Source organism: Gordonia sp. ALPHA1B1, assembly GCF_005502615.1.
In the GTDB taxonomy this organism is placed as follows: domain Bacteria; phylum Actinomycetota; class Actinomycetes; order Mycobacteriales; family Mycobacteriaceae; genus Gordonia; species Gordonia hongkongensis.
This window is the reverse complement of the sequence record NZ_SCOC01000006.1, coordinates 169,350-193,015: the sequence shown is the minus strand read 5'-3', so window position 1 is coordinate 193,015 and position 23,666 is coordinate 169,350. Positions and strand designations below refer to the sequence as shown.

General features: G+C 67.6%; 25 protein-coding genes. 12 read left to right on the top strand and 13 right to left on the bottom strand.

Features of this window, described 5'->3' with window-relative positions; genetic code table 11:
- Nucleotides 1-220 precede the first annotated feature (220 nt).
- The 7 genes from FFS52_RS06280 to FFS52_RS06250 are packed head-to-tail and all read right to left on the bottom strand — an operon-like array spanning nt 221 to nt 7,154.
- Nucleotides 221-1,591 carry an ammonium transporter gene (locus FFS52_RS06280; RefSeq protein ID WP_065631120.1) on the bottom strand — a complete coding sequence of 457 codons (1,371 nt, stop codon included), beginning with the start codon at nt 1,589-1,591 and terminating at the stop codon, nt 221-223.
- A gap of 56 nt (nt 1,592-1,647) precedes the next feature.
- Nucleotides 1,648-2,658, bottom strand: a complete 1,011-nt coding sequence (locus FFS52_RS06275) for a DUF3445 domain-containing protein (RefSeq protein ID WP_083207379.1) — start codon at nt 2,656-2,658, stop codon at nt 1,648-1,650.
- Entirely contained in the window at nt 2,655-3,653 is a 999-nt protein-coding gene (locus tag FFS52_RS06270; RefSeq protein ID WP_065631121.1) for a PDR/VanB family oxidoreductase, read from the bottom strand. The genes FFS52_RS06275 and FFS52_RS06270 overlap by 4 nt, the downstream gene beginning before the upstream one ends.
- Nucleotides 3,650-5,182, bottom strand: coding sequence for a DUF3445 domain-containing protein (locus tag FFS52_RS06265; RefSeq protein ID WP_137809190.1), 1,533 nt, complete (start codon nt 5,180-5,182; stop codon nt 3,650-3,652). The genes FFS52_RS06270 and FFS52_RS06265 overlap by 4 nt, the downstream gene beginning before the upstream one ends.
- Nucleotides 5,179-6,180: a PDR/VanB family oxidoreductase gene (locus tag FFS52_RS06260; RefSeq protein ID WP_065631123.1), complete on the bottom strand. Its 1,002-nt coding sequence runs from the start codon at nt 6,178-6,180 to the stop codon at nt 5,179-5,181. The genes FFS52_RS06265 and FFS52_RS06260 overlap by 4 nt, the downstream gene beginning before the upstream one ends.
- A complete protein-coding gene (locus tag FFS52_RS06255) occupies nt 6,177-6,761 on the bottom strand; it encodes a dimethylamine monooxygenase subunit DmmA family protein (protein WP_065631124.1) in 585 nt (194 codons plus the stop codon). Before FFS52_RS06255 ends, FFS52_RS06260 begins: the two co-directional genes overlap by 4 nt.
- A 9-nt stretch (nt 6,762-6,770) precedes the next feature.
- The gene (locus tag FFS52_RS06250) at nt 6,771-7,154 is read right to left on the bottom strand and encodes an ethanolamine utilization protein (RefSeq protein ID WP_137809189.1); all 384 of its coding nucleotides are present in this window, start codon (nt 7,152-7,154) and stop codon (nt 6,771-6,773) included.
- A 556-nt stretch (nt 7,155-7,710) separates the two neighbouring features.
- Here FFS52_RS06250 and FFS52_RS06245 point away from each other — a divergent pair.
- Nucleotides 7,711-8,001, top strand: coding sequence for a WhiB family transcriptional regulator (locus FFS52_RS06245; RefSeq protein ID WP_137809188.1), 291 nt, complete (start codon nt 7,711-7,713; stop codon nt 7,999-8,001).
- 121 nt (nt 8,002-8,122) lie between these two features.
- Nucleotides 8,123-8,455 carry a hypothetical protein gene (locus FFS52_RS06240; RefSeq protein WP_137809187.1) on the top strand — a complete coding sequence of 111 codons (333 nt, stop codon included), beginning with the start codon at nt 8,123-8,125 and terminating at the stop codon, nt 8,453-8,455.
- Between the two features lie 25 nt (nt 8,456-8,480).
- On the opposite strand, the gene FFS52_RS06235 is transcribed toward FFS52_RS06240, so the two are convergent.
- Nucleotides 8,481-9,956: an MDR family MFS transporter gene (locus FFS52_RS06235; protein WP_137809186.1), complete on the bottom strand. Its 1,476-nt coding sequence runs from the start codon at nt 9,954-9,956 to the stop codon at nt 8,481-8,483.
- Nucleotides 9,957-10,077: 121 nt separating this feature from the next.
- On the opposite strand from FFS52_RS06235, the gene FFS52_RS06230 reads away from it, so the two are divergent.
- Complete coding sequence (locus FFS52_RS06230) at nt 10,078-10,701, top strand: TetR family transcriptional regulator (protein ID WP_137809185.1); 624 nt, start codon at nt 10,078-10,080, stop codon at nt 10,699-10,701.
- Here the strand turns inward: FFS52_RS06230 and FFS52_RS06225 are convergent, their stop codons facing one another.
- Entirely contained in the window at nt 10,702-10,932 is a 231-nt protein-coding gene (locus FFS52_RS06225) for a hypothetical protein (RefSeq protein ID WP_137809184.1), read from the bottom strand.
- Nucleotides 10,933-11,015: 83 nt separating this feature from the next.
- Between FFS52_RS06225 and FFS52_RS23640 the strand changes: the two genes are divergently transcribed.
- Nucleotides 11,016-11,153, top strand: a complete 138-nt coding sequence (locus FFS52_RS23640) for a hypothetical protein (protein WP_159371731.1) — start codon at nt 11,016-11,018, stop codon at nt 11,151-11,153.
- Nucleotides 11,154-11,225: 72 nt separating this feature from the next.
- On the opposite strand, the gene FFS52_RS06220 is transcribed toward FFS52_RS23640, so the two are convergent.
- The gene (locus FFS52_RS06220; protein ID WP_137809183.1) at nt 11,226-11,678 is read right to left on the bottom strand and encodes a VOC family protein; all 453 of its coding nucleotides are present in this window, start codon (nt 11,676-11,678) and stop codon (nt 11,226-11,228) included.
- Between the two features lie 105 nt (nt 11,679-11,783).
- Between FFS52_RS06220 and FFS52_RS06215 the strand changes: the two genes are divergently transcribed.
- Complete coding sequence (locus FFS52_RS06215) at nt 11,784-12,824, top strand: WYL domain-containing protein (RefSeq protein ID WP_137809182.1); 1,041 nt, start codon at nt 11,784-11,786, stop codon at nt 12,822-12,824.
- A gap of 76 nt (nt 12,825-12,900) precedes the next feature.
- Here FFS52_RS06215 and FFS52_RS06210 read toward each other — a convergent pair whose 3' ends face one another.
- Nucleotides 12,901-14,241 carry a hypothetical protein gene (locus FFS52_RS06210; protein ID WP_058252975.1) on the bottom strand — a complete coding sequence of 447 codons (1,341 nt, stop codon included), beginning with the start codon at nt 14,239-14,241 and terminating at the stop codon, nt 12,901-12,903.
- An 85-nt stretch (nt 14,242-14,326) separates the two neighbouring features.
- On the opposite strand from FFS52_RS06210, the gene FFS52_RS06205 reads away from it, so the two are divergent.
- Nucleotides 14,327-15,007, top strand: coding sequence for an SDR family oxidoreductase (locus FFS52_RS06205; protein ID WP_137809181.1), 681 nt, complete (start codon nt 14,327-14,329; stop codon nt 15,005-15,007).
- Between the two features lie 294 nt (nt 15,008-15,301).
- Here FFS52_RS06205 and FFS52_RS06200 read toward each other — a convergent pair whose 3' ends face one another.
- A complete protein-coding gene (locus tag FFS52_RS06200; protein ID WP_137809180.1) occupies nt 15,302-15,691 on the bottom strand; it encodes a nuclear transport factor 2 family protein in 390 nt (129 codons plus the stop codon).
- A gap of 388 nt (nt 15,692-16,079) precedes the next feature.
- On the opposite strand from FFS52_RS06200, the gene FFS52_RS06195 reads away from it, so the two are divergent.
- Genes FFS52_RS06195 through FFS52_RS06175 form a run of 5 tightly spaced genes read left to right on the top strand, consistent with a single transcriptional unit; the run spans nt 16,080 to nt 21,301 of the window.
- Nucleotides 16,080-16,964 carry a glycerophosphoryl diester phosphodiesterase membrane domain-containing protein gene (locus FFS52_RS06195; RefSeq protein ID WP_137809179.1) on the top strand — a complete coding sequence of 295 codons (885 nt, stop codon included), beginning with the start codon at nt 16,080-16,082 and terminating at the stop codon, nt 16,962-16,964.
- On the top strand, nt 16,961-17,641 hold the full coding sequence (locus tag FFS52_RS06190; protein WP_137809178.1) for a DUF4129 domain-containing protein: 681 nt from the start codon (nt 16,961-16,963) through the stop codon (nt 17,639-17,641). The genes FFS52_RS06195 and FFS52_RS06190 overlap by 4 nt, the downstream gene beginning before the upstream one ends.
- A complete protein-coding gene (locus FFS52_RS06185) occupies nt 17,638-18,930 on the top strand; it encodes a DUF4350 domain-containing protein (RefSeq protein WP_249356515.1) in 1,293 nt (430 codons plus the stop codon). Before FFS52_RS06190 ends, FFS52_RS06185 begins: the two co-directional genes overlap by 4 nt.
- The gene (locus tag FFS52_RS06180; RefSeq protein WP_137809177.1) at nt 18,927-20,009 is read left to right on the top strand and encodes a MoxR family ATPase; all 1,083 of its coding nucleotides are present in this window, start codon (nt 18,927-18,929) and stop codon (nt 20,007-20,009) included. The genes FFS52_RS06185 and FFS52_RS06180 overlap by 4 nt, the downstream gene beginning before the upstream one ends.
- The gene (locus FFS52_RS06175; protein ID WP_137809176.1) at nt 20,009-21,301 is read left to right on the top strand and encodes a DUF58 domain-containing protein; all 1,293 of its coding nucleotides are present in this window, start codon (nt 20,009-20,011) and stop codon (nt 21,299-21,301) included. The genes FFS52_RS06180 and FFS52_RS06175 overlap by 1 nt, the downstream gene beginning before the upstream one ends.
- Before the next feature lie 811 nt (nt 21,302-22,112).
- On the opposite strand, the gene FFS52_RS06170 is transcribed toward FFS52_RS06175, so the two are convergent.
- Entirely contained in the window at nt 22,113-22,571 is a 459-nt protein-coding gene (locus tag FFS52_RS06170; RefSeq protein WP_137809175.1) for an Hsp20/alpha crystallin family protein, read from the bottom strand.
- Nucleotides 22,572-23,254: 683 nt separating this feature from the next.
- Between FFS52_RS06170 and FFS52_RS24035 the strand changes: the two genes are divergently transcribed.
- A complete protein-coding gene (locus tag FFS52_RS24035; protein ID WP_259935984.1) occupies nt 23,255-23,380 on the top strand; it encodes a hypothetical protein in 126 nt (41 codons plus the stop codon).
- The last annotated feature ends 286 nt before the right edge of the window (nt 23,381-23,666 follow it).

Genomic DNA, 23,666 nt, shown 5'->3' with positions numbered 1-23,666 from the left:
CGGGGTCGACTCTAAGGGCTTTCGTTCCGCATGTCCACTCGCGTGAACCATTGTCTACTATTAGTAGACCTGGTGGATGTTTCGTCCCTGTTTCGACTCCGTGAGCGGTGGGTGTCAATCTGTCCGGCAACGTTTTCCACGTCCTCGGACGCACAGCGCTCGGGGGCCCACCGTCGAACGGTGAACCCCCGAGCAGTTGCCAACCGATGACCGGTATGGATCAGACCCCGGCCGGTGGCGCCGAGGCCGGAGTCGACGGCGGCATCGCCTCCTCCACCTTGTCCGCGGCGCGGGCCGGCGACATGGTCGCGAGTCCGCCGGCGTGACCGACCGAGGCGGCGGGGATCTCGTACGCCGTCTCCGCGTGGACCGCGGTGTCGAGGCCGACCATCTCGGTCTCCTCGTCGACGCGCATGCCGATGAGCTTGTCGAGTCCCTTGGCGATCAGCCAGGTCATCACGAACGAGTACGTGCAGGTGATGACGATGCCGGCGAGCTCACGCCAGACGATGTCCACCGGACCGCCGAACAAGATCCCCTGGACACCGGCCGGCGCGGCCTCGGTGGCGAAGAGCACGATGCAGATGGTTCCGACGATCCCGCCGATGCCGTGCACGGCGAAGGCATCCAGCGTCTCGTCGATCTTGAGCTTGCTCTTGAAGCTCAGCAGGAACGCCACGACCGCCGCGGCGAAGATGCCCACGAGCAGCGCACCGAGCGGTGCCATGCTGCTGGCCGCGGGGGTGATCCCGACGAGGCCCGCGACGGTGCCGGTGATCATGCCGAGCGAGGTGACGTGCCCCTCGCGCCACTTCTCGATGATCGCGAACCCGATCATGCCCGCCGAACCGGCCAGCAGTGTGTTCAGGATGACGGCCTGCGCGAGGAAGTTGGCGCCGAGCGCGCAACTGCCGTTGAACCCGAACCAGCCGAAGAACAGGATGCCGCCGCCCATGATCGTCATCGGCACGTTGTGCGGGCGCTCCATCCGCCGCTTGCGCGCACCGAGCACCACCGCGAGGGCAAGGGCCGCGACACCGGCATTCATGTGGACGGCGGTGCCGCCTGCGTAGTCGACGATCTCGAGATCGTTCAGCAGGAAACCGCCGCTGTAGTTGTCGTCGACGTCGGCCGCGAAGACCCAGTGGGCGACCGGGAAGTACACCACGATGAGCCAGATCGGCGCGAAGACCAGCCACGCCGAGAACTTCATCCGGCCCGCCGCGCCGCTGGCGACGATCGCGATCGTGATGGCCGCGAACAGGATGAACCAGGCTGCGAAGTAGAGCGTCTGGGTGGCGCCGGAAGCGTCGTCGGTGAGCCAGTTGGTCAGGCCGATGTAGTCGGTCGGGTTGCCGATGAGGCCCCACCCGCCCACCGACGGACCGGACACCAGGCCGTGCCCGATCACGACGTACAGGACCGCCGTGATCGCCAGGGTGGACATGACCATCGTCATGATGTTGAGGACGTTCTTCGATCCGACCATGCCTCCGTAGAAGAAGGCCAGGCCCGGGAACATCAGCAGGACGAAGACGAAGGCCGCCAGCATCCATGCCAGGTCGGCATTGGCGGCGAGTATGGGTTCCATGAGCGATCTTTCGGTTCTGGGACTCTACGAGAAGTCGGGTGTTACGGGACCAGGGCTCACGGGCGACTTTGACCGCGGAGGTATGCGACGACGTTGTCGCGATAGTCGAGAAAACCCTTGTAGGCGGCGATGTCCTCGCCGAGCGTCTCGATGACGGTCGCCAATTGACCGGCCCACTCGGGTATGCGCTTCACGTCCTCGAGCGAGGCCATGAATGTCCGGATATTGAACGTCACCGCACCCGACATCGGCAACCGGACGAAGTGTTCCAGCTCGATGCGCAGTCGCGCGCGACCGAAATCGCCGTCGGCGATCATGCCCGCGACGTCGGCCGCCCACTCCGGCAGCTCCTCGAGGCTGACGTCGAGTTTGTGGGAGTCCGACGCCGACAGCGTCCAGTTCACCCTGCGGTACACCTGGTCTGCGGGTAGCCTCCGCAGGAACTGTTCGGCGCGGGCGACGATGCCTTCGCGGAGCATGCGGGGAACGGGCGCGTGGATCTCGTACATGTCCATCCCGACGTCGAAGGACACCGACCACGCGGCGGCGAAGGTGACCACGCCGGCGTCGAAGTACAGGTGCCCGTCGCGTTCGGTGACGAGCAGCAGGTCGTCGGGTACCTCACGCGCCAGGAATTCCATGGGGCCGTAGGGAAGGGTGGCCGGATCACCCAGGACGAACTCCTGATCCGTACCCAGAAGCCGGTTGCACCAACGGAATCGACCGTCACCGTGTTCGGTGAGCTCCATCGCCGCGGGGTAGGCGTGACCGAGATCGCGCAGGTAGTACAACAGCAGATCCCAGGAGGCCAGTTCCATCCCCGGGCGCACACGGACGCGTGTCGGATCGGCGTCGAGGATCCGCCGTCGCTCGGCCATGATCTCCGGATACTCGGCGCCGCCGAGATCGACGAGGTGCCTGCCCCATTCGCCGGCCCGGGTCGGACGCGGGATGCGTGCCGGTTCGACGTTCACGCTGTAGGAGAACTCCTCCATTTCGTCCGGAAACGGCCACGGCAGGTTCGCCAGGTGGTCGACCCGACGGGTCGGGAACGATTCGATGCTCACAGGTCCACCTCGATGTCCTGACCGCGCGAGACACAACACAGCATGGCGTCGCCCACGGTCTTCTCGTCGTCGGTCAGTACGAAGTCGCGGTGCTCGATTCGGCCGCTTCGCACCGGGATTCGGCATTCGCCGCACACGCCTTGGCGGCACAGACTCGGCACCGGGACGCCGTTGTCGAGCAACCGCTGCAGCAGCGACACACCCGGTGGCACGTCGATGCGGAGGCCCGAAGACGCCACCGTCACGGTGAAGGGATCGCCGGGATCCTGTTCGGGGGCGGTGAAACGTTCGAGATGTACTCGCGCGCTGGGCCATCCGGCGTCCTCCGCGAGCCGCGTGTACGCCTCCAGGAGTGACGTGGGACCACAGGCATAGGCGTGCGTTCCGAGCGGCTGCGCCCGCAATCGCTCAGCGATCACCCGCATGGTGGCCGCGGCCCCGGACACCTCGTGCAGCGTCACGGAGGGTTGCATGGCGAGCGCCCGCAGGTCCTCGGTGTGCGCACCGCATCCACGCCGATAGGAGTAGACGATGTCGGCCCGACGCCCGTCCCGAGCGAGGGCACGGGCGTGCGACAGCACCGGAGTGACCCCGATTCCGCCCGCGATCAGCAATGCGCCGCGCTGATCGAGCACCGGCGGGAACATCGAACGCGGACCCTCGATCTCGATGACGGCATCGACGACGAGGTTGTCGTGCAACCAATCCGAACCACCGCCCGCACCACGTCGCAACACCGAGATGCCGTAGCTGGTCGGGTACATCCCGTCGTCGACGAGCGAGTAGGCATTCCGCTGTCCGCCGGCCGAGATGATGAGATGGCTGCCCGGCTGGTACGCGGTCAGGACCGCGTGGGCGTCGTCGACGGGGCCGAACCGGAAATGCGTGACCTCGTCGGTGAGTTGTCGCACGGACATGACACGCATCGGTCGCGGACCGGTGGCATAGGCCGGATGAAGGTGGGCCGGGTACTGCCCTACGGCGACCGCGGTCATTCGTCGCCGCCGACCGCAGAGGCCAGGAAGCTGCCCATCACCGGTGAATGGTGTTCGTGCACCTCGAGATCCCGAGCGCAACCGGGGCACGCGACGACGCCGCCGACAACGGCCTCGGCGCGAAAGGTCTCGCGGCAATGCGCGCAGTAGAGCGGTAGGTCGCGGGTGTGCGTGACATAGCACGACAGTTCGGCCGCCACCGCCCCCGCGTTACGCGCCATGGCGAGTGCCGTCATGACGTCGTACTGCCCGCCGGTGACCAGGACTCGGGTACCGGTGCGGCACTCGTCCAGAGCAGACTGCAACGCCGATCTGTCGACCGCGTCGCCCAGTGAGTCCAGGACCACCAACCGCGTCCCTCCGGCGGCCTCGGCGGCCGCCACCCAGTTCCGTGACACGTGCGCGGCTGCCGGATCGTCGCCGATCGCCACCACGAGGAACGCCGCCCCGGTGGTGTCGACGGCCGGGGGCCAGGCGGGCCACCGCGGCATGCCGGCCCCGGTGGTCTCCTGCGTCGCCGGTGCGGCCGCGCGCAGCCACTGCGCCGCACGATCCCGGAACTTGATGATGCCCTTGTAATCGGCCATGTCACCGGGCAATTCGGCCAACACCTCCGCGGTGCGTCGGCGCCAGACCTCGACGGTGGCGAGTTGCTCGAGCGGAAGCATGTACGTCCGGATGAGGAACATCACCGCACCCGAATCCGGCAGCCGGATGAGGTGTTGCACTTCGACGCGGAGGTGTATCCGCCTGCCGAACTCGTCGTCGGGGACCTGTTGGATGACCTCCCGGTCCGGTCCCCACTTGTGATAGATCTCGGTCGAGACGTCGAGCCTGCGGTCGATCGTCAACGTCCAGTTGGTTCGTCGATACGGCTGATGAGGTTGGAGGCGCTTGAGGAACTCGTGCGCACGGGTGATGACGCCTTCGGGGTGGATGCGCGGCACCGGTCCGTGGATCTCGAGGAAGCTCATCCCGACGTCGAACCCGAAACTCCAATCGGCGGCGAAGGTGACGACCCCGGCATCGACGTGGAGTTGCCCATTGCGCTGATCCAGAAGGGCGATGTCCTCCTGGACCTGAGAGCTGATGTAGCGCAACGGTTCCTCGGGAAGTGACGCCGGGTCACCGTATCGGAAGTGTTGCTCGATCCCGAGGATTTCGTTGTGCCACAACCAGGTGTCGGGTCCGGTCGACGCGAGCCGGAACCCGGGACAGGTCGCGGCGAGCTCACCCATGACGGTCAACATCGCGTCCCACGCGGCCGGGACCATATGCGGCAACACAGCATGGCGGGTGGGATCGGCGGCCAGGATCACCGCGCGCTGATCGATCTCGGTGCGGTACTCCGAATCGATGTCGACAACCGACGTCCCCCACTCGCCGGCCGCCGTGGTCACCGGGGTCCGGGCCGGCTCGACATTCGTGCTGTAACGATAGCGGTCCTCGGGGAACGGGAACGGGAAGCCCGCGAGGAGATCTGGCGCGACCGTCGTCGTCGCTCCGCCCGGGTCGAGAGTGTCTGTCACAGGGGAACCTCCAGGGTGCTGACGGCCGCGGCGCGCGAGACGCACGGCATGATGGCGTTGCCCGCGTCCTTCTCCTCGGGGCCGAGGTAGAGATCGCGGTGGACCGGGATACCGCCGGCGAGCGGGATGCGGCACTCACCGCACACGCCTTGCCGGCAGAGATTCGGCACGACGATGCCCTCGTTCTCGAGAGCCTCGAGCATGCTCGTCCCCGCCGGTACATCGACCGTCCGCCCGGAAGCGGTCAGCTCCACACGGAAGGGGTCGCCGGCGTCGAGAGCGTCGATCCCGAACCGCTCGAGATGAATCCGCGATTCCGGCCAACCGGCGTCCACCGCCGCAGCAGTGACCGCGTCGATCATCGCCGCCGGACCGCATACGTACAGGTGGGTACCGATCGGCTGGGTACGCAGGGTCTGTGCGAGGCGATCGGCGAAAGAGTGCCGGTCGGTGAACAGTTCGGCACGGGGTCCGGCGAGTGCGGTGACCTCGTCGAGGTGGGCGGCCGCCGAATCACGGAAGACATACAGCACTTGCACATCCCGGCGCCAGCGAGCCGCCGACCGAAGGTGGGACATCATCGGCGTGATCCCGATCCCGCCGGCGATCAGGAGATGTTTACGCGCCCGGGCGACCGGAGCGAACGCGCTGCGCGGCAACCCCACCGACACCGTTGCGCCGACCTCGAGTTCGTCGTGCAACCAACGCGATCCGCCCTTGCCGTCATCGAGTCGGAGCACCGAGATCGAGTAGTGCAACGGATGCGCGCCGTCGCCGGTCAGGCTGTAGGCGTTGGTGAAGGCACCCGCGTGCACGACGACGTGACTGCCCGGGATGTAACCGGGCAGCACGTTGCCGCCGGGGTCGGAAAAGGTGATCGCGCGGATGTCTCGGGCGGGGGCGTCGACAGCCGTGACGACGAGTTCCAGCGTCGTCGCGCCGGCTCCGGGACGCACGACGGACTCGGGGCTGCTCATCTCGGCCACTCCGGTGTTCATGAGGGATCCTTCGTGAGGGTGGGTACCTCGCCTGGTCCGGTTCCCGGACAGGCCGACTGGGCGGTCTCGGCGTCGGCCATGAAACCCAGATATTGTCCGGTTCGACGCGAGACATGGTGGTACACGCGCAGGTCGCGACGGCAACCGACGCACCCGACGATGTCATCGACGGCCGCGGCCGCGCGGGTGACCGATCGGCAGTGTGCGCAGAAGATCTGCACGACGGACTGCGGCGCGGAAGTCAGCGGCACGACGGCGATCTCGTCGTCCTCGAGTCCGGCACCGAGCGCGACCGCGCGCAGTGTCAGTGCCGATCCCGGCTCCGCCGCTATCCAGACTCGCACGCCGACAACGGCTTCGCCGAGGGTGCTGCCGAGCTGGGCGGCGACCGAGTCGGTATCCCCGTGGATACGCGTGGTGGCACGTGGAGGTAGTGATGACTCCCAGCGAGCCAGGGTTTCGGCGACATTCCCGACACCGACCAGGACGTACGAGTTGCCGGTCGGCGCGGGCGTCGTCGCCTCGATCGGTACGCCGGGACGTGCCCACGTCGGCACGCTGGAGAAGTCGATCTGCGACATGGCAGCGACTCAGAGGAGGGTGGCGTCGCGCAACCCGGTGTAGAAGGCGAGCGCGTAGTCGGGGGTGCTGAAGTAGATCTTGGACCCCTTCGGGAAGAAGATCGCGTCCTTGGCCTTGGCCACGGTCTTCTGCCCGGTCTCCTTGTTCTCCAGGAGGAACTCGCCTTCGAGCACGACCTTCATCTCGTCGTATTCGTACTCGTAGTACAGCGGTTCGTCGGTGTGGCGCAGCTCGAAGTACCCGCTGCACATCGGGCTTCCGTCCGGGTTCTCGTAGACGTCGCCGATGAAGCCCTCGGTGCCCGGGTGCTCCGCCTCGGGCATCTTCGGCAGATCCTCGTATCCGCCGCTGGTCACGCGGAACTCCAGGGCCTTGGCACTCTCGATGGTCACGATGCTCCTTCACAGGTTCGATCTGGGCGTACTCGCGGGCGGCGGTACGTCGACGACATCCGGGGTCCGCGGCCCAATCGCCGCGACTCCCCGTAGTGGACTTTGTCCCCTGTTATGAAACAAGCGTCGTGTTTCGTAGGTGTGACGGCGCTGTAATGGCGTGCTACGGAACCGGCCCGTCCCGTGCAGGGCGATCGGACGGGCACGCAGGCATCGACCCGCTGGTGCTCACCGTTTCGGCCCCTGGTCGGTCGGGTACCGCGGTCGGCAAGCCGGTTCCGCCGCATGCGAGCGACCCGGCCCAGGCGCCCGGTTGAGAACCCAGCCGGGCGCCGTCTCATGTCTCCACTCCGCGGGCCTGCCAGGCACGACTGCGACAGCGCGGCAACGTGATTCACGATCGGTGTTGCACCTTCGATCAGACTCTGACAACATACGTTCTCAGTTTGATCGGAGGGATCAATGGGCCATCGGCGTCAGTGGGTGACGGTTGCCGGCGCAACCAGCACGACAGGTTGTGGACGAAGTGCGCGTCGGTGTCGGCGAGGTGCCTGACATGCGACCCACGTGTACCTCGAACCCGGACGCCTGGTTCCCGGAGCAGGCCGCCGGTGCCCGGAGCCTGGCCAATCGGCACGCTGTCGACGGGTGCGTCCGCTGTCCGATCCGTTCGCGCTGCGCCCGCCTCGCCCTGGACGATCCGACTCACCTGACCGGGATCTGGGCGGGTGTCTACGTGCCGCCGCCGGGCAACCAGCACCGGGCCCGTACCCATGCACTGAATCGACTGCAATCCATCGGCTTTCCGCACGCACACCCGAACGAAGAGCACCGGACGACGGCCTGACCCGACGATGCGGTGGCACTCGCACACGACATCCGGGTGCGGCGACTACCTGAGAGGTAGTGGCTCTCAAGACGTCTGACGCCGACACTGGGATCACGACGATCCGCAGAGGAGGTGTCCGATGACCGACCGGCCGACCGCCGTCGGCAGAAGACCCGCTGCTCTCCTCGCGCCCACGGGCTCGAGTCCGCGGTGGCTGACCGCGGTCATGCGGTGCGACCGCGCCCTGTCCTCGTGGTTCATCGGGGCGGGCTTCTTCTTCGCGCCGCTCTTGTTGATCCTCGACCCGTGGCCTGCCGCTGTCGTGATCGCCTGGGTGACGATCTCGATGTCCGGGCTGTGGCTCGGTCTGCTCGGCGCCTTCATGGCCGCCGGCTTGGCGCAGGTGCTGCGCGCCGGCGACGAGATCCCCGACGAGTTCTGGTCCGGTCTGCTGGATTACCGGACCCGGTGAGCCGGCCGGGCCGACGGTCGAGCGGCTAGGCCGACTCGGCGGCCCGGGCCGCCGGCGCACCCGTTCGGCCACGGACGAGCGCGGCCGCTGCGATGAGCACAAGCGACAGGCAGGCCGCGACGACGAAGGCCAGATGAATGCCGTCGGCTCCCGCCTGCAGCGGGTTCACCCCGTCGTCGATGGCCGACTGTGTACCCCGGGACATCAGCGTGATGAACAGCGCGGTGCCTGCCGCTCCCGCGACCTGCTGGATGGTGCTGACGGTCGCGCTGCCGTGCGAGTACAGCTCGGGACTCAGCGATCCCAGCGCCGAGGTCATGAGCGGCGTCAGACCGAAAGCGATACCGGCACTGAGGATCACATGTGCCGCGATCACCATGCCCAACGACGATCCGGCGTCGAGCGTGGTGAGCAGCCACGTGCCGGCACTGACGGCCAAGGTGCCCGGTAGCACCAGTGGTCGTGCACCGACCTTGTCGAACAATGCACCGACGAAGGGCGCCAGCAGACCCATCACCAGGCCACCGGGCAGGAGCACGAGGCCGGTGGTCAGGACGTCCTTGCCCATCACGTTCTGTAGGAAAAGGGGAAGCAGGATGAGTGCGCCGAAGAGCGTCAGCATGAACCCGGCCATCAGCACGACGGCCAAGCGGAACGGTGCGATCGCGAAGGTCCGCAGGTCGAGCAGCGCCAAGCCGCGATCGGCGAGTTTGAGCTGCCGCACGACGAACAACGCGAGCGCGACGGCGCCGATGACGAGTGGCACCCACGGTGGGATCGGGGCATGCCCACCCGCCGACTCCCCGATACTGCTGAGACCGTAGACGACACCGCCGAAGCCGAGAGCCGACAACGGGACCGAGATGAGGTCGAGCTGCGAGGGCCGCCGTTCGGTGACGTTGCGGACGAACACCCCGCCGAGGATCAGCGCACCGATCGCGATGGGCAGCACGATCCAGAACATGGCTCGCCAGCTGAGGGACTGCAGGATCAGGCCGGACACCGTCGGACCGACCGCCGGCGCGACGGCGATGACGATGGAGACCAGTCCCATCGTGCGGCCCCGATTCTGCTCCGGGACGACGTTCAGGATCGTCGTCATCAGCAGCGGGACCATGAGCGCGGTACCGGACGCCTGCACCACGCGGGCGACGATCAGGAGTTCGAAGCCCGGCGCGAGGGCGGCGGCGAGGGTGCCGATCGTGAACAACGTCATCGCCGCGATGTAGATCGAACGCAGGGTGAATCGCTGCATCAGGTAGCCGGTGATCGGGATGACGATCGCCATCGTCAGCAGGAACCCGCTGGTGAGCCATTGCGCGGTGGCGGCGGTGATCTCGAGGTCGGCCATCAGTGTGGGCAACGCGACGCTCAGGATCGTCTCGTTCAGGATCACCACGAAGGCCGCGACCAGCAGGACCCCGATGAGCAGCACCGCGCTGCGATCCGTGCCGGCGTCGGTGCGGTTGTCGGTGCCCGATAGGGCGGCGTTCTCGGTCACTGTCGTTCTCTCATCGCTGTGGTGGTCCGGGTCGATCACACGGCGACGCTACCGGAAAGTGGCAGAGACTGCCAGACTGGCACCGACTGCCGTCGGGCGGGTCGGCCGCTAGTCTCGACCCATGCCGGAATCCTCCGAGACCGGCGGGCTGCGGGCCCGCCGTCGAGATGCGACGCGCCTGGAGATCCACGAGGCCGCAGTGGAACTGTTCGAGCGCAACGGATTCGACGAGACGACGGTCGACGAGATCGCGGCCGCCGCCGGGGTCTCACCGCGTACGTTCTTCCGGTACTTCCCGACCAAGGAAGAGTGCGTGCTCTTCGACCGCTTCGGTTTCGACCAGGCACTCGACGACCATCTGGCCGGCACCGACCCCGATGCCCTGTCGCTCGCCGACATCGAGGGCGTCTACCGGCAGCTCCTGGAGGGGTTCGGTGATCGCAGCGACGACGTGTCCGCCCATTTCATGCGCGTGCAGAAACTCGTACTCGCGACACCCACCCTGAGCCGAGCCGCCCTCGGCCGCTACGCCGACAAGTCACGCCGACGGCCCGAGGCCCTGGGCGACCGCAGCTCGGCGCGAACTCGCGGTCAGCTACGGATGATCCTGGAGATCGCCAATCTCGAGGTGCAGTGCGCCTTCGAGGAATGGGTAGAGATCAACGAGCGTCCCGGGTCGTCGGGGACGCCCCGGCCACTCGTGGACGTCTACGACGACGTGTGCCGTCGGATGCGGGAGCTGTGATCAGAGGTCACTCATGTCGAGGACGAAGCGGTGCCGCACCTCCCCTCGGCGAAGGCGGTCCAGCGCGACGTCGACCTGGCTCGACGGAAACACCTCGACGTCCGCGGCGAAGTCGTCGGGCGACGTGGCCACCGCCACCGTGTGCGCTCCGAGCGCCCGGCCATCGGGGACCTTGGCGGCGGTCGAGGTGCACGCCGTGACCTCGGCGCAGAGCGCCACCGCGAACTTCACGGCGAGGGGTCCCAGACCGCCGACTCCGGCGACGCCGACACGGACGCTCGGGCCCGCGTTCCACCTCCTCAGCGGTGCGGTCGATGATCATCTCGCTGGCGGCCACATGGGTCCCGGCGTCGATCGTCGTCGTCGCCGACCAGGACGAGAACCCCGAGATTCATCGGCGACGCAAAGCAAGCGCTCGCCGCGAGCGCTTCGCGAGCTTCTTCTCGGTGTGACCGCCCACGATGGGTCGCCCCGGCCCGGGGTACGGACTTCGAGCGTCCGCACCGCACGGACCGGGGCACGCGTCAGGACGCGACGTCGAGGACCCAGGTGACCCCGAATCTGTCGGTCAGCATGCCGAAACCGGGACTCCACTGCGACGCGGCGAGCGGTTCGACGGTCGACGCCCCGACGGACAGCCCGTCCCAGAACTGCTGCACTTCGTCGAGGGTCTCCCCTCGGACGGAGACGAAGAAGGACGCGTCGGTGACCGTCATCCCGTTCTCGCGTCTCGTCGTGCCGGCAACGTCTGCCGAAACACCCGCCGGACCCGGAACGTCATACGCCATCACTCGGAACCCGTTGTCTGATACGACCGATCCGAAGACCACGTCGTCAGCACCGGGCGCCTCGGCGGGCATCCCGAAGTCGCCGTAGGTCCGGATGACCATCTGGCCGCCGAAGACCGACCGGTAGAACTCCAGGGCCGGGCGTGCATCGCCACGGAAGTTGAGGTGCGTGGTGGTGGTGATCATCATTCTCCTGGATGTGTGTCGCGTTGCCGACCGATTCTCGGTCGCACAGACGACGATCGCCCGTGAGTAGGTCACCTTGTGTCCGCCACTGCGAACTACATTTGTCTGGTGCGCACACCGACCGCCCGGCACCTACGGCTGCTGTCTCTGCTGCAGACGCGGCGGGACTGGCCCGGCGCGCTGCTGGCCGACCGTCTCGAGGTCAGCCACCGCACCATCCGACGGGACGTGGACCGTCTGCGCGACATGGGCTACAACATCCAGGCGACGATGGGACCCGAGGGCGGTTATAGACTCGAGGCCGGCGCGGAGTTGCCGCCGCTGCTCTTCGACGACGACCAGGTGGTCGCCCTCGCGCTCGCCCTGCAGACCGCGAGCGCCACCGGTGTGGATGTCGGTGAGTCGGCCGCACGTGCGCTGGCGACCGTCCGGCAACTCATGCCCTCCCGTCTCCGCCATCGTCTCGATGCGCTCCCCGTCACCGCCGGTGGCCCCGAGACCGATCTGGCTGGGCCGGATGTGCTGAGCGCGATATCGCGGGCCGTCCACCACCGCCACGTCCTCCGGTTCGACTACGCACGCCGTGTCGGCTCACCCGAGTCAGCTGATTCTCGTTCCACTGCATCGGTTCCCGACGTCTCACCACCGCGCCGGGTGGAACCGCACCACCTCCTGACCGCTCGGGGACGCTGGTACCTGGTGGCGTGGGATCTCGAGCGAGACGACTGGCGCATCTTCCGTGCCGATCGAATGAGCCCGCGAGTACCCACCGGTCCGCAGTTCACTCGGCGCGACCTACCGACGGGAGACCCCGCATCGTTCGTCGCCGCCCGGTTCAAGGGCTCGACCGATTCCGACACGTGGCGGTGCCGCGGCAAGGTGATGCTCGACCTGCCTGCCCGCGATGTCGCCCCGTTCGCCGGCGACGGCACCGTCGAAGAACTCGACTTCGATTGTTGCAGTGTGGAACTCGGCTCCTGGTCATGGATCGGGATGGCCGCGTCGCTCAACCGGTTCGACTGTTCCGTCGAAGTCGTATACCCGGCCGAACTCGCCGCGGCCTTCGGCGTCCTCGCGGCCCGCAACGCGGCCACGGCAGACAGCTCAGGCGGCCCGGACCTTCCCTCGGGCCCGGTTCCGTCCTGCTGATGGGATGCCATCAGCGGGACGGAAACGGCACCACGACGACACTATTCGTTGCAACATGTGGCGAATCCGCACCAGCTCAGTCGAGCCAGTCCAGCACCGACGCCGCGGTCCAGCTCTGTTGCATGCTGCCGAGCGGCTCCCCGGTGAACGGCTCGTAGTACTCGGCGAACGTTCCGTCGGTGGCCTGGCGGAGTCCTTCCTCGCGCAGGCGCGCCGACCGCTCGGTCCAGCCACGGCGGGCGAACGCCCAGCTGAAGAGCCAGGTCATCACCGGCCAGACGGGCCCGCGCCAGTACTCGCGCGGGCGGAAGTCGGCCGAGATCGGTGACGTCGACGGCGGGACCGCGTACCGCAGATCCGGGTGGCCGCAGTAGCGCGGGCCGTCGAAGAGTCGCAGCAGCGCGCGTTCGCGGTCCCGGGAGAGGCCGCCGCACAGCAACGGCGCGAACACCGCGATCGTCTCGGTGTTGATCCACGAGTTCGCGCGCAGGTCGAAATCCCGTGCGGCGCCGTTTCGGTCGTTGGCGGCGGACACGACCCCGGCCCGGAACCGGTCAGCCCACGCGCGGAGATCCCGCACGTCCGACCGCGGCTTGGAGTAGTCCTCGCCGATCGTCGCCAGGACGTCGCAGGCGACGGCGAAGATCGCGCTGACGAAGACGTCCTCGACGGCGAAGCTCATCACCTTCGGGAGCAGCGCGTCGTCGTAGTTGGCGCGCTTCATCTGTTCGACCAGCCAGATGTAACGGTCGTACTCGAGGTCGGTGGGCCGCATCGAGAAATCGTCGACGTGATCGAGGTCGGCGCGCTGGTAAGGCGGAAGGTCGACCCCGGGGATCACGTTGGCGTACGCGGAATCCCAGCGTGGCGAGTTGTCCATCCCCGACTCCCAGCCGTGGAAGATGGTGATCCGCCCGCGCCCGTTGGGGTCTCGCGCGTGTGCCAGCCACCGGTGCCACCGCACCAGCGAACTCCATCGCCGGTCGATGAACTCGTTGGCGACGGCGCGCGTGGTGCGACCGTGGCGTCGGGAGTGGTCGAGGATCCGCTGCACCGCGATCGCATGCACCGGCGGCTGGGTGATGCCCGAGGTGTCGGGGAAATCCGGTGCGCACTCAGCCAGTCGGGCGCACTCCCATCGAGCCGGGCCCGGGAAGTAGCCGTCGCGGCCGTTCGCGAAGACGATGTGCGGAATCATCCCGTTGCGCCACTGCGCCGACAGCAGGGTGTCCATCTCGATGACGGCCCGCTCCACCGACAACGGCGCGAGACCGACCGTGACGAACGCCGCATCCCAGCTCCACATGTGCGGATACAACTTGGGCGCAGCGCTTGTCATCGTGCCCAGGTCATTGCCTCGAAGCAGGTACGCGGCACGTGCCGACAGCTGCGTTGGGGTGAATCCGTACCGGGCCACGTCGACGATTGTGCCCCGCGACGTCGGCGTCTGCTCATCGAGCCCGACGGGGCTGCCGCCCACGGATTCGCAGTAGGGTCGAGAGGTGCCCACCGCGTTGATCACCGGGGCGAGCCGCGGCCTCGGAGCCGAGATCGCCCGCCAGCTCGCGCCGACCCACGACCTCCTGCTCGGCGGACGACCCTCCCCCGAACTCGACCGGCTGGCGACCGAACTCGACGGCGCGAGCACCTTCGCCGTCGATCTCACCGACTATGACGAGGTCGAAGCCGCGGTCGAGGCGATCACCGAGCTCGACGTCCTCGTCCACAACGCCGGGGTGGCCAGCAGTCTCGAACCGGTCGCGGAGACACCCGTCGAGGAGTGGCGTCATGTCCTCGAGGTGAATGTCGTCGCGGCCGCCGAGCTGACACGGTTGCTGCTCCCCGCGCTGCGAGCGGCCGCGGGCCACGTCGTATTCATCAACTCGGGCGCGGGACGCCGGGTCAACCCGGGATGGACCCCGTACGCCGCGAGCAAGTTCGGGCTGCGCGCTCTCGCAGACGGATTGCGCGTCGAGGAACCGACCCTCCGGGTGACGTCCGTCTTCCCCGGCCGCATCGACACCGACATGCAGCGCGACATCGTCGCCATCGAAGGAGACGAGTACGACGGGTCGCGGTTCCTGCGTCCCGCGACCGTCGCCCGAGCAGTCGTGCACGCCATCTCCACCCCGGCCGACGCCCACCCCGAAGAAATCGTGCTGAGGCCGACCGGGCGAGGGTGACGCTCGTACGCGAAGAATTCGCGGCCTGGCGACGTCGCGGACTACGGAAGAACTCCGCTCCCTCATCCGAAACAACGCGATCAGCGGTTCCGGGTCCGGAAAGCGGCCTGCGACAGAGCAGATAACAACGGAGGGCGCCGGGCCCGCGACCGGCAGACTTCAACTCGACCGATGGACTTCGATCGAAGTCTAGGAGTCGAGTTGAAGTTCGTCGGTCACGAAAATGCGGCAGGTACGCGAGACAGCCGCGCCCTCCGCAAGCTCCGGGCTCTGTCAGGAGCGGAGGGATCGCGGTCAGAGCTGTTTGAGATCCGACTGCTGCCAGACCGCGCGCATCGTCGACACCTTGCCTTCGGCGTCGAAGACCATGATGTCGACGGGGGTGATCTCGAAGGCGAGTCCGGCGGTCTTGGTGACCAGCGTGAACTCGAAGACCGCGGTGTCGCCGGCGATCTTCTTCCACTTGAGCGTCGCGGTGCGCTCGTCCATACCGGTGATCACCGAGTAGAACTCCACGAGCTGCTCGCGGGTGTCGCGGATGTCCGCGCCGATGGGGTCCTCGACGGTCGCGGCGGCGGCGTAGAGGTCGGCGATCTGCTCTGCGGTACCCGAGTTGAGCAGCTCGATGTAGGCGTCGACGGCCGCGTCGATCTTCTCCGCGAGCCCGGCTTGTTCCACGGTCATGAATCCTCCAGAAAAGTAGAACGTGTTCTAATTCGGCACGGTAGCACGGCGTCCGTCAACCGGTGGATGATTTCGGTGCCCGGTCCCAGTTGTTTGATACGTTCGCCGCACAGCTTCCCCGCGCGTGGAAAGGCCGGTGCACCTCTCGATGACCGAGCCGCCGCGCGTACCTCCACCACCGTCCGGCGAGCCCCCGTGGCAGCCGCCCGTCGTGTCCGACGAGTGGAGCCCGGTGCCGGATGCCGGACCGCCGCAGGGTCCACTCACACCGCGCCCTCCGACCGTGCCCGGACCGCAGCCCCAATGGGGCTCCGCGCAATGGGGCCCGGCGTTGTCGCCGCCGCACGAGCCGGGAGCGACCCCTCCGGGCAACGGGTGGCCGGGGTGGATGCCGCAACGACGACCGACGTCCGTCAACTCCTTGCTGCAACAGATCTTCTCCACCACGTTCGCGGCACCGCGTGTCTTCCTGGGCCTCGTCGGCGTGAGTTGGGGCGCGGCGGCGGCACCAGTCGCGCTCATCACCTGGTGGCTGGTGAGCGCCGAACCGACCCTCGACGACCCGGACGACTGGGCGAGCCTGGCACCGGTCACCGCGTTCGTCCTCATCGTCTTTGCGCAGTGGACCGTCATGACGGGCGCACTCAGCGGTCTCGCCGCCCGCCCCCTGGCCCGCCTGCGCGCCGGGTCCGTACCGACGCTCGACGACACCCTGCGCGCGGGACGCCGGTCTCTCGCCCGACTGTCGGGGTGGACCGCCCTCCTGGGACTCGCCGTCGCGGCGGCGTTCACCCCGGGCATCGCACTCCTCGGTCTGGGAGTCAGCTCCGACGGAATCGTGCTGATCGCCGGGAGTCTCGTCCTCTTCCTCGTCGCGCTCATCCCGGTGACGTGGCTGCTGGTACGCACGGTGTTCACGGCACCGGCGATCGTGATCGACGGCCTCTCCGTGCGAGACGCGATCGCCCGCTCGGGGTCGTTGTCGGCGGAGCGGTTCTGGCGGACCTTCGGCATCCTGGCGGTCATGGTCGTGCTGGCGTGGGTCGCGATGACGACGATGATGTACCCCTTCGATCTCCTCGGATCGATCGCCGGCATGTGGTTCGACAACTGGGACGCCCGTGGCACCGAGACCGTCGTCGCGGTGATCGGCACCGTCGTGGCGTCGATGGTCGTGCAACCGGTACTGACCGTCGTCCCGGCCGTCCTCTATGACGATGCACGCGCCGAGGCGGACCCGACGCCGTTCTTCTCCCGACAGGGCGACCGGTGATCGGAGTTCTCGCTGCGCCACTGAACCCCGGCAACGACGAAGCACGCCGGTGGGCCGAGGAGGAGCTGTCCGAATCCGAGTATCAACCACCCGAACCGTCGTGGTTCGACCGCTTCGGTGAGCGGCTCTGGGAGTGGATCGCCGACAACGTCTTCGGCTGGTTCGGCGGCTCCGACACCCTTCGGGGCATCGTGATCGTCGTGGCGATCGCCCTCGTCCTCGGGCTCGTCGTCGCGGTCGTCCGGCATCTCCGACGCAACCCACGAATTCCCCGCACCACCGCTGGCCCGCCAACGGGGTCGGTACTGACAGGTCCGGCTCGGTCCGCGGCCGACTTCCGGTCCGACGCCGACGCCGCCTTCGCCGCAGGCCGGTACGACGAGTGTGTGCTCGCCGCCGTGCGTGCCATGGCTCGTCGGGGTATCGAGCGCGGTCTGCTGGCCGATGAACCGTCTCTGACCGCCCACGAGGTCGCTGTCGACCTCGGACCCCGCTTCCCCACCTACGACTCCGGGTTACGAACGGCGTCAGACCTGTTCGACGCCATCGCCTACGGCGACCGACACGCATCGGCCGAATCCGCGCGCGCGGTCCTCGACATCGAACGCGGCGTCTCGTCCGCACGGCCGGTCGACCAGGACACGGTCCGGTCGAGCCGACTGGCGGTGCCCCGGTGACCGGCACCGTGCAGGCGACGCCACCCGGACCCGTCACGTCGACGCCGATGCGACCGGCGCCCGCGAAGAACAAGACGCCGGCGTGGATCTGGGTGACCATCGTGCTGGTGGTGGTCGTCGTGGTCGCCGGCGTCGGGCTCCTCGGTGTCACGGCACTCACCGGGGTGCAAGGCACGCCCGGTCCCGGCGTCAGCTACGACCCCGACAACGCCCAGCCCACCGGATCGCGCGCTCTCGCTCAGATCCTCGACGACCACGGGGCCGACCTCCGGCAGGTGCGTGGCCTCGCGGAGTTTACCGATGCCCCACGTCCCGGCCGCGGGACCACGGTGGTGGTGAGCTCGACCTCATCGCTCAATCCCGGTACGACACAACAGTTCCGAGAGCGCGTGCAGGACGCCGACCGCGTGATCCTGATCGCGCCGGACACCACCGTGCTCACCGCGCTCGACCTGCCCGTCACGTCCGGCTACGGCGCCGGCCCGGCAGCGGTCCCCGCGGGTTGCCGCACGCCCGGCATCGACGAGACCGACGTCGTCGACTTCAGTCCGTTCGGATACTCACCGACCTCGCCCGCGGCCACGGCCTGCTTCACGTCCGACGGGACATCGAATCTGGTCGTGGTCCCCCGCACCGCCGACCGTCCCGAATTCGTCGTCATCAGTGGCACAATGCTCACCAACGAGCACCTGGCACAGCAGGACAACGCCGGCGTCGCCGTGCGGATATTCGCGAGGTCCGACGAGATCCTCTGGTACGTGCCCTTCTTCACCGATCAAGTCGCGACCGAGGAGGAGGAGTCCGACATCCCGGCCGCGGTCGGGCCGCTGATCGTGTTGACCGTCTTCGCGGTTCTGGCCCTGATGTTGTGGCGGGGCCGGCGATTCGGCTCGCTGGTCACCGAGCCGCTCCCGGCGGTCGTCAAGGCGGTCGAGACCACCCGGGCGCGGGGCCGGATGTATCACCGCGCTGGAGCCGACGCGCGCGCCGCGGCGGCGCTGCGCATCCACACGCTGGGTTCGCTGGCGTCGTATCTGGGACTTCCGTTCGACGCCGCCCGCGCCACCGACGCACTGTCTCGACCCGACTGGGACACCGTCGTCGCGCCGACCGAGAACTCGGACCCGATGGTGTCGGCGATCGTCCTCGCCGTGGTGGGGGCAACGCACCGTGATCTGGGCGAGGTCCGGTCGCTGCTGTCCGGTCCGCTCCCCACCACCGACACCCAGCTCGTGCACTTCACCGCCGAACTGACCAACCTCGAGAAGGAAGTCCGACACACGCCATGACCGTCGACCCGTCCCGCAACCCAGGCCCCGGTCCGTTCGCCCCGGACGCATCCTCACACGCCGACCCGTTCACCAAGACACCTGCCGGGCCACCACCTGAGCACGCCCACCACCGACCCGGCGGAGCGCCGAACCGCGCCCGCGATGCGCTCGGGGCCGTCCGCGGCGAGGTCGGGAAGGCCGTCGTCGGCCAGGACCCGGCGGTGGCAGGCATCCTGATCGCGCTGCTCTGCCGCGGGCACATCCTGCTCGAAGGCGTTCCCGGCGTGGCCAAGACGCTGCTCGTCCGGTCCGTGGCGGCCGCGCTCGACGTCGAGACCAAGCGCGTGCAGTTCACCCCCGACCTCATGCCCGGTGATGTCACCGGCTCACTCGTGTTCGATTCCGCCAGCTCCGAATTCACGTTCCGCGAGGGACCGGTGTTCACCAATCTCTTGCTGGCCGACGAGATCAACCGCACGCCGCCGAAGACCCAGGCATCGTTGCTCGAGGCGATGGAGGAACGGCAGGTCACCGTCGACGGGGATCCCCGCCCGCTGCCGAGCCCGTTCCTCGTCGCGGCGACGCAGAACCCGGTCGAGTACGAGGGCACCTACCCGCTGCCCGAAGCGCAGCTCGACCGCTTCCTGCTGAAGGTCACCCTGCCGCTCCCCCCTCGCGACGACGAGATCACCGTGCTGACGCGGCACGCCTCCGGATTCGATCCGCGGAATCTGTCCGCCGCCGGCCTCCGTCCGGTCGCTTCGGCCGCCGACATCGAGGCCGGCGCTGAGCAGGTCCGCCGGGTCACGGTCGCCCCGCAGGTCACCGCCTACATCGTCGACATCGCCCGGGCCACCCGATTCTCGCCGTCACTGGCCCTCGGCGTCAGTCCGCGCGGCGCCACCGCACTGCTCGGCACGAGCCGGGCATGGGCGTGGCTGAACGGCCGCGACTTCGTGACCCCCGACGACGTGCAGGCGCTCGCCCAATCGACGCTCGCGCACCGCCTGTCGTTGCGCCCGGAGGCCGAGCTCGAAGGGGTGTCGGTGGGTTCGGTGCTCGACGCCGCGATCAACTCGGTGCCCGTCCCCCGCTGATGTTCCTCACGGGCCGCTTTCTGATCCTGGTGCTGCTCGGTGCGGTGCCCATCCTGATATGGCCGAACTACTTCGTCCCCGTGCTGTGGGCGCTGTTCTGTGTCCCGGTCGTGTGCCTCGACATCGCGCTGGCAGGGTCCACGAAATCGATCACCATGTCGCGGTCGGCACCCGGCCCGATCCGGCTCGGCCAGAGCACGACGTGTTCGATCGCGGTCACCAACCACGGCTCTCAGACGTTCCGCGGAGTGCTGCGCGACAGCTGGCAGCCGTCGGCGGGTGCGTCGGACAACACCCACCGGATTTCCGTTCCACGTGCGGAGACCCGCTCGGTGACAACGACTCTCACCCCCACCCGGCGCGGTGACCGACTCGCGGTCCGAGTCGCCGTCCGCCGGGTGGGTCCCCTCGGCCTCGCCGGACGCCAACGGTCGGTGCCGTTGCCGGGCCGCGTCCGCGCACTCCCGCCCTTCGACTCGCGGCGGTTGTTGCCGTCGCGGCTGGCCCATCTCCGCCAGCTCGACGGCCGGTCAGCGGTGCGGGTACGTGGACAGGGCACCGAATTCGACTCGCTGCGTGACTATGTCGAGGGCGACGACGTCCGCAGCATCGACTGGCGCGCGACCGCCCGGCGTCGATCGACGGTGGTCCGCACGTGGCAGCCGGAAAAGGACCGGCACATCGTCATCGTCCTGGACACCTCGCGGACGTCGGCCGCGCGTGTGGGCGACACTCCCCGTCTCGACGCCGCGATGGACGCGGCGCTGCTGCTGGCCGCACTCGCGTCGCACGCCGGCGACCGCGTGGATCTCATAGCCGGGGATCGGCGGGTCCATCGACGGGTGGTCGGCGTCGGTCGCACGATGCTGCTCAACAGCCTCGTCACCGCAATGGCGGATCTCGAACCCGCTCTGCTGGAGGCAGACTGGCCGCTGCTCGGCGCCGAGGTCGCCAAGATCGGGCGGCAGCGGGCACTGCTGGTCCTGCTCACGCCACTCGAACCCGCAGCGGTCGAGGAGTCGCTGCTGCCCCCGCTGGCGGTACTGGCCCAGCGGTACAAGGTCATCATCGGTTCCGTTGCCGATCCCGCACTCGACGCCATGCTGACCGAGCGCGCCGACGCCGCACAGATCTACGACGCCGCCGCCGCGGCACGCACTCTCACCCTGCGGGACCGAACCGCCACCGCGGTGGGCCGGCTCGGCGTCGACGTGGTCGATGCGGCGCCCGACAAGCTCCCGGCGAAGCTCGCCGATCACTATCTGTTGCTCAAGTCGCGAGGGTTGCTCTGACCTGGGCGATTCACACTCTTCGAGGGTGTCTACCTGGCGACCACTTTCATAGACACCGGGAGTCGAGAGGGAGGGATCGACACGCGTAGCTACCACCTGCGCAGTCACTCAGGATGTGGAAGCCGTGTCCTCCCAACTTGTTTCCACTCGTCCTCGTCTTTCGCCGATGCTCTACCTTCTGTCGACTGAAGTGCTGCATATCGCTGCCCAAATATGTCGGGCTTGCCAAGAGCCACCCGAGGAATGAACCTGGGCTGCCCACCTCACTCCGGGTCATGCCACGCCACGTTCGAGGCGTGACACCGATCACGGCAGTACCAGCGATCCGCACAGATCCATCAGTCGAACTGAATATGGACAAGGATGGCACTCGGCCGCCGGGGAGGACGGCGGGTGTCATCCTTGTCCATTTCTCTGCCTGCGATCGCCCAGAGCCCGGCACCGCCAACCCTTTCGACTCCCGGACGCAGGCGTCTTTCAGAAGCTCTCAGATCGAGGTGGGCGGGCCACGCTGCCGCCCACCTCGCCTCACCACTCGGTGTCGCGGCCGCAGGTGCGCGATGCGAGCGGCGGTTCGGCTTGAACCAGGTACCCGGCGCCGAACGGTGGCGACCCCGCACGTGAGGGTAGGTAGCACCTGTTGCGGATCGCCGACCTGCGCGAAGACAGCATCGATTTCAGCGGCCAGCCAGGTGTCTTCGGCGTCGATCACGTCGACACATCCGGCTGGCGACGCAGCCGTGACGCAGCCCATCATCATCTCAGACCTCCCGGTACTGGGGTGACAGTGACGAACCACCTCCCCGGTCAGTCAGCCCGAGGCCGCCTCGGAGCCGGCGGTGATCTCCTGACGTCCGTCGCCGGAATGCTCGATGGCCACCTTGCGAGGCTTGGCTTTCTCGGCCACCGGGATCGTCACCGTGAGCACACCGTTGTCATAGGCAGCAGAGATCTTCGCCGGATCGACACCCTCACCCAGAGTGATCTGCCGACGATAGGTGCCGGCGAAACGCTCGTTGGCCAACCACTGCACACCCTCATCCGAGAGTGCGCTGCGATGCGCCGACAAGGTCAACACCCCGTTGTCGACGTTGAGATCGATCGAACCAGGATCAGCACCAGGCAGGTCGGCAATCAACGAATAGTGGTCGTCGACCTTGTACACATCGATCGGCATGAATCGCGGTGTACGTCGGCCAGCGCCGGACTCGCCGGTGAGAAGTCCTCGAGCCCAGTCATCAACCATGGAGAACGGATCGATACCCAGCATCGCAAACACCTCCTTGATCCACGGGTGCCGCCACGCTGACGGCACCACATCAACCATCACTGCGCGCCATCAGATTAGCACTCAACGCCAGTGAGTGCCAAGCATCTTTTTGATGATCAACGCACTCAGTCCTCCACCGGCACAACAGCACTCGACCCAAGAGCAGAGCAGTAGCCCGCTTTCGGCATCGGGTGGCGATTCACCCAGACGAGTGCTATGTAGGAACACGACGTTCACCCCCGGCACGTTCCGACGACATGACCCAGGAAGGACCCAACCGATGTCGGCCCCCGCCCCTGAACTTCACCCGATCGTCTGGCCCGACCCCAGCCCGCTGCAGCACTGGTGGACCCACGTCATGGGCCGGCCACGTCTCCACCCGGATCAATCCGAAACACCGGTACCAGCCACACCCGGCACCCATGACCAGCAACGACGCACGCCCGGCCAGGCATTGACCGCCAGCATGGGTGCCCGCGGCCGCCACAGCATGCCTCGACAGCAGCTGGCTTCCGCTCGACGGCGCTGACCGCGTCACACACCTCTACGGCCGGGCCACGCCTCCCAACGCACAGCGACATGACCCCCGACCTCAGGGTGCGTTCTGTTCACGCGCGGGACGGGCATTGGCCCTACGACGACTCTTGCTGTCCCACAACGCCAACTTGATCGAACTTGCAGTCATGACATCCCGCAGCCTCACATTTCACCGTTACACCCCGCCCACCCCACATCACGACCTACGGTGGGCCCTGGCCTACCTCATCACCCTGGCCGCCATCCTTGTATTCCTCACCACGTTGCAGTGACACCTCGATCTCCTGGCGGGCTGGGCAACCCGACAACGGGTGACGGCAGCGGCGTACCCGCCGCGACACTGTCACGCCGCACACGTAACGTCCGATGACCGGTCGTAGATCGGTGTCGCATCGGCCCTAGTAGATCCCGAAACACACTGCGCTAGAGCACTTTCGAAACACATTGAGCAGGACATCAGAAGGAAGGTCAGACGCGTATGGTGAGCCTGGGTGGTCTTGTCATGCCGGTCGCTGTGATGGTCGCCGCGTTGGTCATGGAAGCAGTGCAGAAACGCAT

Bases quoted from the DNA above. Each gene is read 5' to 3' on its own strand.
- FFS52_RS06280 (WP_065631120.1), bottom strand. From the start codon at position 1,591: ATGGAACCCATACTCGCCGCCAATGCCGACCTGGCATGGATGCTGGCG.
- FFS52_RS06270 (WP_065631121.1), bottom strand. From the start codon at position 3,653: ATGACCGCGGTCGCCGTAGGGCAGTACCCGGCCCACCTTCATCCGGCC.
- FFS52_RS06260 (WP_065631123.1), bottom strand. From the start codon at position 6,180: ATGAACACCGGAGTGGCCGAGATGAGCAGCCCCGAGTCCGTCGTGCGT.
- FFS52_RS06255 (WP_065631124.1), bottom strand. From the start codon at position 6,761: ATGTCGCAGATCGACTTCTCCAGCGTGCCGACGTGGGCACGTCCCGGC.
- FFS52_RS06245 (WP_137809188.1), top strand. From the start codon at position 7,711: ATGCGACCCACGTGTACCTCGAACCCGGACGCCTGGTTCCCGGAGCAG.
- FFS52_RS06240 (WP_137809187.1), top strand. From the start codon at position 8,123: ATGACCGACCGGCCGACCGCCGTCGGCAGAAGACCCGCTGCTCTCCTC.
- FFS52_RS06230 (WP_137809185.1), top strand. From the start codon at position 10,078: ATGCCGGAATCCTCCGAGACCGGCGGGCTGCGGGCCCGCCGTCGAGAT.
- FFS52_RS23640 (WP_159371731.1), top strand. From the start codon at position 11,016: ATGATCATCTCGCTGGCGGCCACATGGGTCCCGGCGTCGATCGTCGTC.
- FFS52_RS06220 (WP_137809183.1), bottom strand. From the start codon at position 11,678: ATGATGATCACCACCACCACGCACCTCAACTTCCGTGGCGATGCACGC.
- FFS52_RS06200 (WP_137809180.1), bottom strand. From the start codon at position 15,691: ATGACCGTGGAACAAGCCGGGCTCGCGGAGAAGATCGACGCGGCCGTC.
- FFS52_RS06195 (WP_137809179.1), top strand. From the start codon at position 16,080: ATGCCGCAACGACGACCGACGTCCGTCAACTCCTTGCTGCAACAGATC.
- FFS52_RS06180 (WP_137809177.1), top strand. From the start codon at position 18,927: ATGACCGTCGACCCGTCCCGCAACCCAGGCCCCGGTCCGTTCGCCCCG.
- FFS52_RS06175 (WP_137809176.1), top strand. From the start codon at position 20,009: ATGTTCCTCACGGGCCGCTTTCTGATCCTGGTGCTGCTCGGTGCGGTG.
- FFS52_RS06170 (WP_137809175.1), bottom strand. From the start codon at position 22,571: ATGCTGGGTATCGATCCGTTCTCCATGGTTGATGACTGGGCTCGAGGA.
- FFS52_RS24035 (WP_259935984.1), top strand. From the start codon at position 23,255: ATGACATCCCGCAGCCTCACATTTCACCGTTACACCCCGCCCACCCCA.